The 13,967-nt window shown below is 43.9% G+C and carries 2 protein-coding genes; one reads left to right on the top strand and one right to left on the bottom strand.

Going from position 1 to position 13,967, the window contains the following annotated elements:
• Window positions 1-588: 588 nt before the first annotated feature.
• On the bottom strand, window positions 589-12,465 hold the full coding sequence (locus BMW86_RS17885; RefSeq protein WP_089783082.1) for a hypothetical protein: 11,877 nt from the start codon (window positions 12,463-12,465) through the stop codon (window positions 589-591).
• Between the two features lie 797 nt (window positions 12,466-13,262).
• On the opposite strand from BMW86_RS17885, the gene BMW86_RS17880 reads away from it, so the two are divergent.
• Window positions 13,263-13,931, top strand: coding sequence for a response regulator transcription factor (locus BMW86_RS17880; RefSeq protein ID WP_089783081.1), 669 nt, complete (start codon window positions 13,263-13,265; stop codon window positions 13,929-13,931).
• Window positions 13,932-13,967: the final 36 nt, after the last annotated feature.

Genomic DNA, 13,967 nt, shown 5'->3' with positions numbered 1-13,967 from the left:
ATCCATATTTATTGATAAAACAATATTTTTTAAAAAATAAATAAGGAAGTAATCTCGATTGCTTGTCTACTATAAATCAAACTATTACAAATTCATCATCTCTACATACTAAAAAAAAATGGTAATAATTTTAACGATTTCCAGTGATTTTTCAACCCCATTTATATATGATATTTATTACTTGTAAGACAGCCTGATTTTCAATTCTGTTAAAGGATTGGGGCTAATTGCAAAACGTTGACACCTTATACAATTTTCTCAAATTTTCTACGTTGCGAAGTACAGAATTCGTTCATTCATCTGAGCCTCAACGACCCCAGTTTATCCACATTTTAGCATCCGTAGCTCACATTGCCATGTTAATAACTTTTTCACAGAAGGGGTTGGAGGGGTGATATCAGCTTCTCCTCTACTAATATTATTTTAACTCTTTTTAATAAAAGGTAATCCGGACAGATAATTTTCCTGTAATTGTAAGTAACAGGTTTTCTTATGATTACTTGTATAAGTAAAGAGCCGGTTACGGGTTTCCCCATAACCGGCTCTTAATATTATTTTAAGTAAGAGGGTTTTCCACACCCTTTATTATTATCTAACCAGTAGCAAACGTGTCGTATACACTTTACCGTTTGTTCTGATCACACAATAATGGATTCCTGAAGGCAGGTCAGCTGGATTAAAGATCAGCTTATAAGACTCTCCTGCCCTTGCCTGATCATTAAACAATACTCTTTCCGGAGCTCCGCTATAGCCAAATACTTCCACTGTCACCTTTGTTGTTACCGGTGATTTAAATGTGATATAGGCTTTGTCTGTAAACGGATTCGGATAAGCGTTGTATTCAATGACAGGTTCAATGCTGCTGACGCGTGCTTCAGCGATTGCAGGTGCTGCAATTGCTGTTGGCGCACTTACCGGTACAGTTAATACCAGTTGCGTTGAATCGCTGCAGCCATTTGTATTATCCGTCACTTTCAGCTTAAAGGTTCCGGAAGAACCTTCTTCTCCAGACATATATGTAAGCGTGGTACTGGTTGCTCCTGCTGAGATGGCCCAGTTAACATCATCGGATGTTAATGTCCATTTGTAGCTGGCACCGGTAACGCTGCGTGCTGTTAATATGTCAAATGATAATGGAGAGAGTGTAGCTGTTGGCGGATTTATTACAGTTACCGGCGGTGTGATGTTTTTAGTAACCGTAGTGTTAGCGCTTACGGAACATCCGTTAGCGTTATTTACAACTACCAGATTATAAGCACCTGCGGTGGTAACTGTTGCTGTTGCATTATTTGAAGTAAAGCCACCTGGACCTGTCCAGGCATAACTTACTCCTGTGGTAGTGCTGGTACCAGTGATACTGGTGCTTGTTTTTATACATGTAATGGCACCACCATTGCTGGCGTTTACTCCGGCAGGAGCCGTAATGTTACGAGCTACTGTTACGGAATCCATTTTTGTACAGCCATTAGCGTTACTCTTTACAGTTACATAGTATTTAATTGGAGAGGTGGCGATCACAGGGTTTTGTCCTGCGGTGAAGCCTGTCCAGGTGAATGTAACGTTTGGAGTAGCTGATTTAGCCTCAAGGCTTACCTGGCTTACCAGGCAGGTAAGTGATGCAGGTGCTGTTACAGACAGATCAGGTTTAGTGATATCCTGAGTGACCGTTACACTATCTAATGTACTACATCCTGTTATGCTAAGTGCAGTTACATAGTATTTACCTGCGGCGGTTACGCTTACCGGATTTTGTCCGGCAGCGAAGCCTGTCCAGGTGATAGTAGCACCTGTTGTTGTGGATGCTGCACTTAAGTTAACACTTGTTGTGGTACATGTTAAAGTAGCTGGGGCAGTTGTGGTCAGGTTCGGTTTAGTGATATCCTGAGTGACTGTTACGCTATCTATTGTACTACATCCTGTTGCGCTTAATGCGGTTGCATAGTATTTACCTGCGGCAGTTACGCTTACCGGATTTTGGCCAGCGGCGAAGTTTGTCCAGGTAATAGTAGCACCTGTTGTTGTAGATGCTGCATTCAAGCTAACACTTGTTGTCGCACAGGTTAAGTTAGCTGGAGCAGTGATTGTCAGGTTCGGTTTAGTGATATCCTGAGTGACTGTTACGCTATCTATAGTACTACAACCTGTCGTGCTTCTTGCAGTTACATAGTATTTACCTGGTGCACTTACGCTTACCGGGTTTTGGCCGGCAGCGAAGCCTGTCCAGGTGATAGTAGCACCTGTGGTTGTAGATGCTGCATTTAAGCTAACACTTGTTGTCGCACATGTTAAGGTAGCTGGTGCAGTTGTGCTCAGGTTCGGTTTAGTGATATCCTGAATAACTGTTACGCTATCTATTGTAGAACAACCTGTCGTGCTTCTTGCAGTTACATAGTACTTACCTGGTGCACTTACGCTTACCGGGTTTTGACCAGCAGCGAAGCCTGTCCAGGTGATAGTAGCACCTGTGGTTGTAGATGCTGCATTTAAGCTAACACTTGTTGTTGAACATGTTAAGGTAGCTGGGGCAGTTGTGCTCAGGTTCGGTTTAGTGATATCCTGAGTGACTGTTACGCTATCTATAGTACTACAACCTGTAGTGCTTCTTGCAGTTACATAGTACTTACCTGGTGCGCTGACACTTACCGGGTTTTGGCCGGCAGCGAAGCCTGTCCAGGTGATGGTAGCACCTGTAGTTGTGGATGCTGCATTTAAGCTAGCACTTGTTGTCGCACATGTTAGAGTAGCTGGTGCAGTTGTGCTCAGGTTCGGTTTAGTAATATCCTGAGTGACTGTTACGCTATCTATTGTGCTACAACCTGTCGTACTTCTTGCAGTTACATAGTACTTACCTGGTGCACTTACACTTACCGGGTTTTGGCCGGCAGCGAAGCCTGTCCAGGTGATAGTAGCCCCTGTGGTAGTTGATGCTGCATTTAAGCTAACACTTGTTGTCGCACATGTTAGAGTAGCTGGGGCAGTTGTGCTCAGGTTCGGTTTAGTGATATCCTGAATAACTGTTACGCTATCTATTGTAGAACAACCTGTCGTGCTTCTTGCAGTTACATAGTACTTACCTGGTGCGCTTACGCTTACCGGGTTTTGACCAGCAGCGAAGCCTGTCCAGGTGATAGTAGCACCTGTGGTAGTTGATGCTGCATTTAAGCTAACACTTGTTGTTGAACAGGTTAAAGTAGCTGGGGCAGTTGTGCTCAGGTTCGGTTTAGTGATATCCTGAATAACTGTTACGCTATCTATTGTAGAACAACCGGTCGTGCTTCTTGCAGTTACATAGTATTTACCTGGTGCACTTACACTTACCGGGTTTTGTCCGGCGGCGAAGCCTGTCCAGGTGATAGTAGCACCTGTTGTTGTAGATGCTGCATTTAAGCTAACACTTGTTGTTGAACATGTTAAAGTAGCTGGGGCAGTTGTGCTCAGGTTCGGTTTAGTGATATCCTGAATAACTGTTACGCTATCTATTGTAGAACAACCGGTCGTGCTTCTTGCAGTTACATAGTATTTACCTGGTGCACTTACACTTACCGGGTTTTGTCCGGCGGCGAAGCCTGTCCAGGTGATAGTAGCACCTGTGGTTGTAGATGCTGCATTTAAGCTAACACTTGTTGTTGAACAGGTTAAGGTAGCTGGTGCAGTTGTGCTCAGGTTCGGCTTAGTGATATCCTGAATAACTGTTACGCTATCTATTGTAGAACAACCTGTCGTACTTCTTGCAGTTACATAGTACTTACCTGGTGCGCTTACACTTACCGGGTTTTGACCAGCGGCGAAGCCTGTCCAGGTGATAGTAGCACCTGTTGTTGTGGATGCTGCATTTAAGCTAACACTTGTTGTCGCACATGTTAAAGTAGCTGGTGCAGTTGTGCTCAGGTTCGGTTTAGTGATATCCTGAATAACTGTTACGCTATCTATTGTGGAACAACCGGTAGTACTTCTTACAGTTACATAGTATTTACCTGGTGCACTTACGCTTACCGGGTTTTGACCAGCAGCGAAGCCTGTCCAGGTAATAGTAGCACCTGTTGTAGTTGATGCTGCATTTAAGCTAACACTTGTTGTTGAACATGTTAAGGTAGCTGGGGCAGTTGTGCTCAGGTTCGGCTTAGTGATATCCTGAATAACTGTTACGCTATCTATTGTAGAACAACCTGTCGTGCTTCTTACGGTTACATAGTACTTACCTGGTGCACTTACGCTTACCGGGTTTTGGCCGGAAGCGAAGCCTGTCCAACGGATGGTTGCACCTGTTGCGGTAGTGGTGGCTGTTAAATTAACACTGGTAGTAGTACAAGTTAAAATCGCTGGTGCTGTGATAGTCAGATCAGGTTTACTGATATCCTGAATAACTTTTACACTGTCGATTGCAGAACAACCAGTAGCGCTGCGAACTGTTACATAATATGTACCAGGTGCGCTAACGCTTATCGGATTCTGACCTGCAGGGAAGCCAGTCCAGTTAATCGTAGCACCTGTAGCAGTAGTGGTGGCTGTTAAATTAACTGATACAACGGTACAAGTTAATGTAGTAGGTGCTGTGATGCTTACAGATGGTGGAGTTACATCCTGTACCACAGTCACACTATCAAAGGCAACACAACCTGTCGCACTTTTTACTGTTACATAATACTTACCAGGAGCAAATACAGCTATCGGATTCTGACCCGGAGCAAAGCCAGACCAGTTGAAGGTGGCACCTGCTGAGGTAGAAGTAGCTGTTAAATTAACTGATATAGTAGAACAGGTTAAGGTCGCAGGTGGAGTAATTGTCAGATCAGGTTTACTGATATCCTGTACAACTGTCACACTGTCGATCGTAGAACAACCTGTAGTACTGATGCGGGCAATTGCATAATACTTACCCGGAGCAGTTATGCTTATTGGGTTCTGGTTTGCAGGGAAATCAACCCAGCTGATAACAGTACCGCTGGTAGTAGAAGACGCTGTTAAATTAACTGTTGTAGTTGAACAGGTTAAAGTAGCAGGCGGTGTGATGGTTAAATCCGGTTTAGTGATATTTTGTAAAACAATGACACTATCAAATTTAACACAACCTGTAGGGCTAAGGGCCGTTACATAGTACTTACCAGGAGCGCCTACACTTACCGGGTTCTGACCTGCAGGGAAGCCTGTCCAGGTAATGATAGCACCAGTAGTCGTAGAAGCAGCTGTTAAATTAACCGATACAGTAGTACAGGTTAAAGTAGCAGGTGTTGTTGTTGTCAGGTTTGGTATAGTGATATCCTGTGTAACAATCACACTGTCCAGCGTAGTACAACCTATGGCACTGGTAGCAGTTACATAATATTTACCAGGCACTTTTACACTTACAGGGTTCTGACCTGCAGGGAAGCCTGTCCAGCTAATAGTTGCACCAGTAGTAGCAGATGCTGCTTTTAAGTCTACACTTAATGTAGCACATGTTAAAATCGCAGGAGGTGTTGTTGTCAGGTTCGGTTTAGTGATATCCTGTGTAACAATCACACTATCCAGCGTGGTACAACCTGTAGTACTGCGGGCAGTTACATAATACTTACCGGGAGCAGTAACGCTTATTGTACGCTGACCTGTAGGGAAGCCTGTCCAGGTAATGATAGCGCCGGTAGTGGTAGAAGCTGCACTTAAGTCTACACTTACTGTAGCACAGGTTAATGTAGCAGGTGTAGTTGTCGTCAGATTCGGTTTAGTGAGATTCTGAGTAACAATCACACTGTCTAACGTAGTACAACCTGTGGTACTGAGTGCAGTCACATAATACTTACCGGGAGCAGTAACACTTATTGTGCTCTGGCCTGCCGGGAAGCCTGCCCAGGTAATAATAGCACCTGTTGTTGTAGATGCTGCTGTTAAATTAACTGATGTAATGTTACAAGTTAAAATATCAGGTGTAGTTGTGGTCAGGTTCGGTTTAGTGAGATCCTGCGTAACTGTTACACTATCTATAGTGGAACAACCTGTAGTGCTTCTTGCAGTTACATAGTATTTACCTGGTGCACTTACGCTTACCGGGTTTTGACCAGCAGCGAAGCCTGTCCAGGTGATAGTCGCACCTGTTGTTGTGGATGCTGCATTTAAGCTAACACTTGTTGTTGTACATGTTAAGGTAGCTGGTGCAGTCGTTGTCAGGTTCGGTTTAGCGAGATCCTGAATAACTGTTACGCTATCTATTGTAGAGCAACCTGTCGTGCTTCTTGCAGTTACATAGTATTTACCTGGTGCACTTACGCTTACCGGGTTTTGACCGGCGGCGAAGCCTGTCCAGGTAATAGTCGCACCTGTTGTTGTGGATGCTGCATTTAAGCTAACGCTAATCGTTGCACATGTTAAGGTAGCTGGTGCAGTTGTGGTCAGGTTCGGTTTAGTGATATCCTGAATAACTGTTACGCTATCTATTGTGGAACAACCGGTAGTGCTTCTTACAGTTACGTAGTACTTACCTGGTGCACTCACACTTACCGGGTTTTGTCCGGCGGCGAAGCCTGTCCAGGTGATGGTAGCACCTGTAGTAGTAGAAGCTGCATTTAAGCTAACACTTGTTGTCGCACATGTTAAGATAGCTGGTGCAGTGGTTGTCAGGTTCGGTTTAGTGATATCCTGAGTAACTGTTACGCTATCTATGGTGGAACAACCGGTAGTGCTTCTTACGGTTACATAATATTTACCAGGAGCGCTTACGCTTACCGGGTTCTGGCCTGCGGGGAAGCCGGTCCAGGTAATGGTAGCACCTGTTGTTGTAGATGCAGCATTTAAGCTAACACTTGTTGTTGAACAAGTTAAAGTAGCTGGAGCAGTTGTTGTCAGGTTCGGTTTAGTGATATCCTGAGTAACTGTTACGCTATCTATAGTAGAACAACCTGTCGTACTGCGAACTGTTACATAGTATTTACCTGGTGCGCTTACACTTACCGGGTTTTGACCAGCAGCGAAACCTGTCCAGGTAATAGTAGCACCTGTGGTTGTAGAAGCAGCATTTAAGCTAACACTTGTTGTTGTACATGTTAAGGTAGCTGGTGCAGTGATTGTCAGGTTCGGTTTAGTGATATCCTGAGTAACTATTACGCTATCTATAGTAGAACAACCTGTAGTGCTTCTTACCGTTACATAATATTTACCGGGAGCGCTTACGCTTACCGGATTCTGACCTGCAGGGAAGCCTGTCCAGTTAATCGTAGCACCTGTGGTAGTAGAAGCTGCTGTTAAATTAACACTGGTAGTTGCGCAGGTTAAAACAGCAGGAGTGGTTGTCGTCAGATTAGGTTTAGTGAGATCCTGAATAACAGTCACACTATCTAATGTGGTACAACCTGTATTTGTCCTTACAGTTACATAATACTTGCCTGGAGCGCTTACTGTTACAGTACTCTGACCTGCGGCAAAACCTGCCCAGGTAATAGTAGCACCAGTGGTAGGCGTAGTTGCAGACAAAGTAACCGTTAATTTAGAACAGGTGAGTATGTCTGGTTGTGTGATAGATAAATCCGGTCCTTTAAGGTTCTGGACTACTTTCACACTATCCGTTTTCAGACAGCCGTTCGTTCCTCTTACTGAAACATAGTAAGTACCAGGAGTACTTATTGTTACAGGATTCTGACCAGCAGCAAAACCACCCCATGTAATAACTGCACCCGGCGTAGTAGTAGCCGCTGTTAAGTTAGTAGTGAATTTAGAACAGCTGAGCGTATCAGGTAATGTTATGGTCAGTGTTGGTTTGATCGTATCAGGAATAACCTTTGTACTATCTGTATTAATACATCCATTTCCACCTCTTACGGTTACATAGTAAGTACCGGGATCATATACTGTGATCGTATTCTGACCAGCAGCATTACCAGCCCATGTAATAGTAGAAGCATCGGCAGCAGAAGTAGCTGTCAGATAAACAGCAATGCTGGAGCAGCTAAGCGCACCTGCCTGCGTGATGGTGATCAATGGTTTGCTAACATCCTGCAATACTTTTACACTATCCGTTGTTAAACATCCATTTGCACCTCTTACCGTTACATAGTATGTTCCGGGATCATTCACCGTTATCGGATTCAGACCAGACTGGAAACCTGCCCAGGTAATAACAGCACCAGGATCAGTGCCGGTTACATTCAGGCTGGCAAAAGGAGACACACAACTTATAATACCGGGAGGCTGCACCTTCATATTACCTCTGCCATAATCCTGTGTCACTTTAACACTGTCAGTATTGACACAACCTGTCGCTGTCCTTACTGTTACATAGTAAGTACCGGGATCAAATACCATAATGGTAGTCTGACCAGGAGAAAAACCTGACCAGGTAATGGTAGCATTTGGTGTAGTAGAACTAGCTGATAAATACAGATAAGGCACATTACAGTTAAGTACACCTGATGTTGGTGACAACGTCAGATTAGGTGTGACATTTTCCTGCACGAGCGTTACGCTGTCTGTACTTATACAACCTGTCACTGTATTACGGGCAGTTACATAATATTTGCCCGGCGCATATACAGTTACTGAATTCTGACCAGCTGTAAAGCCAGACCAGGTAATGGTGGTATTAGCTGTACTCGTATTTGCCGTTAATGATACAGATGCTGTATTACAGCTAAAGGTACCCGGCGTAACTATGGAAAGATTAGGCTTAGTGATATCCTGAGTAACAGTTACACTGTCTTTTGCAGTACAACCTGTACCAGTACTTGCCGTAACATAGTATTTACCGGGAGCAGTAACGCTTATTGTACTCTGACCATCAGCAAAGCCTGTCCAGGTGATCTTAGCGCCTGTGGTAGTAGAAGCTGCTGTTAAGCTAACACTGGTAGTACTACAGGTTAATGCAGCCGGTGTTGTTTTAGTGAGGTTAGGCGCAGTAACATTCTGTGTTACCGTTACACTATCCTTCTTTATACAACCGTTGGCAGAAGTTGCTGTAACATAATATTTACCAGGAGCCGTTACACTAACAGGGTTCTGACCAGCAGCAAAGCCTGTCCAGGTAATAGTAGCACTTGTTGGAACCACACTTGCCGTCAGATTTACACTGGTAGTGCTACAGGTTAATGCAGCAGGGGTTGTGACTGTCAGCGTAGGTATAGTTGTATCCTGTGTAACAGTTACACTATCTTTTTTGATACAACCATTCGTACCTGTTGCTGTAACATAATATTTATCGTGGACGCTTACACTAATAGTGCTTTGGCCAACATTATATCCGCCTGCCCATGTGATAACAGCACCTGAAGTAGTTGAAGCTGCCGTCAGGTTTACCGAAGTTACTGCACATGTTAATACGGCAGGAGTTGTGACTGTCAGGTTGGGAACAGTAATATCCTGAGTGACAGTTACACTATCCTTTTTGCTACAACCGTTAGCGGTACTTGCAGTAACATAGTATTTACCGGGAGCAGTTACACTAACAGGGTTCTGACCAGCAGCGAAGCCAGTCCAGGTGATAGTAGCACCTGTGGTAGTAGAAGCCGCTGTTAAGCTAACACTGGTAGCAGTACAGCTAAGGGCAGCAGGTGTAGTTTTTGTAAGGTTAGGAACTGTGATATTCTGTATGACAGTTACACTATCCAGTTTTGTACAACCGCTGATCGTATCCGTGACCGTTACATAATATTTACCCGGAGCACTTACACTTACTGTTTTCTGTCTGGCAGGGAAGCCAGTCCAGGTAGCAATTGCACTGGCGGTAGTAGAAGCAGCCACCAGGTTAACAGTCGTTTTGGTACAGCTTAAAGTATCCGGTTTTGTGATGCTGAGGTTAGGTACTGTTATATTTTGTATAACTGTAGCAGTTGCATTCGCAGTACAACCTGTCCCCGGCGCGGTTACTTTTAAAATGTAGTCACCTGCAGCAGTTACAACAGGGTTCTGCAGCGCAGAAGTAAAACTGCTGGGGCCTGTCCAGCTATATGTAACACCAGGCACTGTAGAACTACCTGCCAGTGTAACAGAAGTGGTACTACAGGTAAGCGGACCACTCACGGTAGCAGTTGCATCTACATTGGAAACATCTGTACCGGTGAGTTTCACGTTATCAAAGAAGTAACGTTCTGTTACATCAGAGTTTCGTGTTTTTATAACCACCTGTAATGTACTACCGTTTAAGGCAGCAGAATTAATGGTTACAGAAGCCGTTCCGGTAGTAGTGGTCCCTATCCCTGCAAGATCTTCATACACGAGTGTTTCCGCTCCACCATTCAGTTTGTAATACACCCGTACATAATCATCTGTTTCAAACGCATCACTGCTGGATGCGGTTTCACTTCTGAGATCTGTGGAGATAACAACATTACTCTTACCAGAGATATCTACCACAGCAGAATTCCAAACACCTTCTGCCGCAGCACTATAACTCACCTTAAACTCGTTATTCTGCACCGAGTAAGTACCGGAGCCTGTGTTAACCACCGACCAGCTGGTAGCACCGTTATCAACAACAGTTCCATTGGCCAGCGTGAAATCTTCCCACCAGAAAGCAGAAGGAGTACCAACACCCGCCGATACCTGTACTGATTGTGTAGCAGTACACCCATTGACAGGATTAGTAACAGTAACAGTATACGTTCCAGCAGTACTTACTGTAGGATTTTTTAATGTACTGGTAAAACCACTGGGTCCTGTCCAGCTGTATTGAGGATTCGCAATGGAAGTACTGGCATTGATTACAATACTCGTTAAACATCCAAAGGAACCACCACTTGCTGAAAGATCAGGCGCGGCTTTATCTTCTGCTACGGTTACGGAAGTAGACACCGTACAGCCACTTGGTAAAGTAGCCGTTACCACGTATTGTCCACCCGCTGTAACAGTAGGGTTCTGTGCAGTAGAAGTAAATCCGTTAGGACCTGTCCATGCATAAGAGGATACCGTACCACTAGGCGTAACAGTGATCTGTGCAGAATTAGCACAGGTAACAGTTCTGCTGACAGCAGTCGCCAGTGTAACAGCAGGATCAACACCTGCCATCTTTACGTTATCGAAATAATAAAATTCATCAGTACCTGTAGCTCTTGCTCTTACTACGATCTGCAGCGTGTTTCCGCTCAGTCCACTTAAAGAGACATTGGTATAGGTAGTACTATGATTGTTGATAGTTCCATCTTTCTCTGCAAATAATACTTCTGCACCACCATTCAGTTTATAGTAAAAACGAATGTAATCCATCAGCTCACCTGAATCATTCATCACTACAGAGCTATTCAAAACGGCGCTTCTGCAATCTGCAGATACTTTTACGTTTGTCTTACCGGTGATGGTCATCACAGCAGAAGACCAGACTCCATCTGCAAGACCGGTACCACTTGTTCTGAATGCATTGCTCAGTACAGAAAAAAGTGAAGACGAAGTTGGTTTCGTAGATGTCCAGCTGGTAGTACCATTATCTGTAGTAGTACCATCAGATAATGTAAAGTCTTCCGTCCAGAAATCTACCTGTGAAGCTGTACCGGAAGCTACGGTAACAGATTGTGAAGCTGTACATCCGTTTACCGGATTCTTAACAGTAACAGTGTATGTTCCCGCTGTTGTAACAACAGGGCTCTTTGCTGTACTGGTAAAACTACTGGGGCCTGTCCAGCTGTAAGTAGCATTTGCCACTGATGTATTGGCATTCAGTGTTACACTGGTAAAACAGGCAAGAGAACCACCTGTAGCAGAGATATCCGGTGCTGTTTTATTCTCTGTCACTACTACGGTAGTAGAACCTGAACCTGCAGTACTTGTACCCACTACAGTGTAGGTACCGGCGGTTGAAACAACAGGGTTCTGTGAAGTAGAAGTAAAACTGTTTGGGCCAGTCCAGCTATAGGTAACACCTGTAGCGGTAGAACTGGCAGATAAAGTAAGAGAAGGATTTGCGCAGGTAAGTATACCACTGTTACCGGCAGTAGCCGTTACTGAGATAGCGCTTCCGCAGGGGCCTTTCTCTCTGAACACCCTGTATTGTTCGATGTAGTATTTGGAAGTCTGAGAGCTTCCGTTATTATAATCATAAATCCTCACCACCAGCTGTATGGTGCTACCCGTCAGCACCGGTGATGTAAAATCAATCGTACCAAAGTTACCCGTTCTTTGATCCAGCAGTGTTTCAGCACCGCCGTTTATTTTGTAATAAATCTTTACATATTCCGAGCTGTTCTGATTTCCTTCTGCCGTGATCTTCACGGCGGCCTGGAAATCTGTATAACCAGCTACAGAGAATACGTTGGAATACCAGACACCTTCCCCTCCAAGGTTCTCCGCCATGATCCTGTTTGATTTCACGGCGAAATAACCGGTACTGACGACTTTGGAAGCGTCCAGGTACCAGCCGTCATAGGCGGTACTGACCGTGGTTCCGTTTGCAAAGGGGAATGTCCCTGTAATGATTGGACACTCGGGAGTGGCCATACCAGGGGGTTTAAAGGCTAATAGCAACAAGAGCAGGGATATAATCAGCTTATATCCTCTGGTGGGTAGAGTTTTCTCCATGTAAAAATTGTTTGTTAAAGGGTATAGGTATTTCTTTGTCGGATTGAATAAATAACTATTTTTACTAATATATTTAATGATAAACCCTATAGTAGCATATATCCCAACTGATACACACAAGTACTGATTAGCAATGAGTTGTGACTGGTATATACAGGATTACATTTATTTGATTATTTGTAAGATGACCGGTAAGTAATTGGTTATTAATGACTATGAAATCTAAACCACTATGACAACACACTATGAAAACATGAAGTTTTCGCTTTGGCCCCGACTACATCAAAACATACCAGGCTGTGCGGAATTGATTTTTAGGATACAGGAATCTGTTATTTTGAAAGTGCAAGTTGATAAATCAGGCTGGTTGGAACTACCGTTTTCATATCGGCCATTACTAAAATGAGTATATGCACACCGGTTTTTGAGTACTAACGCTTATTTTATGGATAGCGGCTAGTTTAAGATGCAGTCACACCCGTTATTTCATACATATTTACGCCATAAGAAAACCATTCTCTCCATATCTAAGTTGAAATACCTGACTATAACAGCTAATGGGAGCCAGGCGCTGGTCGGAACCCCGTTTCAGGTCATGCGTTTGAGTCTTACAGTAAGTAACTTAATATTAACCAATTAAAGATGTACAAAACAATTTTCTTATTCTCAGGTAACTTTTACTATGCTCTTCAAATGCGAGCCCCAACCAGATTTCAAGCGAAGTATAGACGATCAGGATCCGTTAATTCCTAGTGCTGACTTTTTATCCTGTATCTCAACGTGCAAACACATTCTTGATGAATACTGTAGTCTATAAAATATTGCTTGTAGATGAGGACCAGGTATTTGTAAGACAAACCAGGCAGCTATTGGTTTCACAAACATATGAAACCTATACTGCGTCCTCAGAAGAAGAGGGGATGATCATCTGCCAGCAATATCAACCAGATCTGATCATTTGTGGCGCTCACCTCAGAGGAACCGGTGGTCATCACTTTATTATGGCCCTTAGAAACGAGCCCAGCTTTGATCACATTCCACTGATCTTTATCACTACGAAGGATAATAAACAGGAAATGAGAATGGCAATGAACCTCGGAGCAGATGATTACCTCGCGAGACCCTTCAGGAAGCGGGATCTCTTACTGAGCATCCGTTCACGCCTTGGCCGTTTTGCTAAATTTAATCATGTACGTCCTCCTGATGCAGTTAGTTCTGTATCACTGTCTGATCCCAATACTGCACAACAGGCATTATATCACAGGCTTGGTAAAGCTGAAAACCGGATCATCAAAATGATCGCTGAAGGTAAAAGCACCAAGCAAATGGCTGAAGAACTAAATGTGAGCATCCGAACCATCGAAAATCACCGTTACAGAATTGCCGGAAAACTGGGCGTTGCTGGCCGGAATGCACTTACAGAGTTTGTGATCAGAAATATCATACAGCAACAGAAGCCAGTGTAACGTAAATGCGATAGGTCTATTTTCCTATCTTTAGAC

This window comes from Chitinophaga sp. YR573 (assembly GCF_900110995.1).
Taxonomy (GTDB): Bacteria; Bacteroidota; Bacteroidia; order Chitinophagales; family Chitinophagaceae; genus Chitinophaga.
The sequence above is the reverse complement of the archived record's forward strand: the minus strand, read 5'-3'. Positions and strand labels throughout refer to the sequence as shown.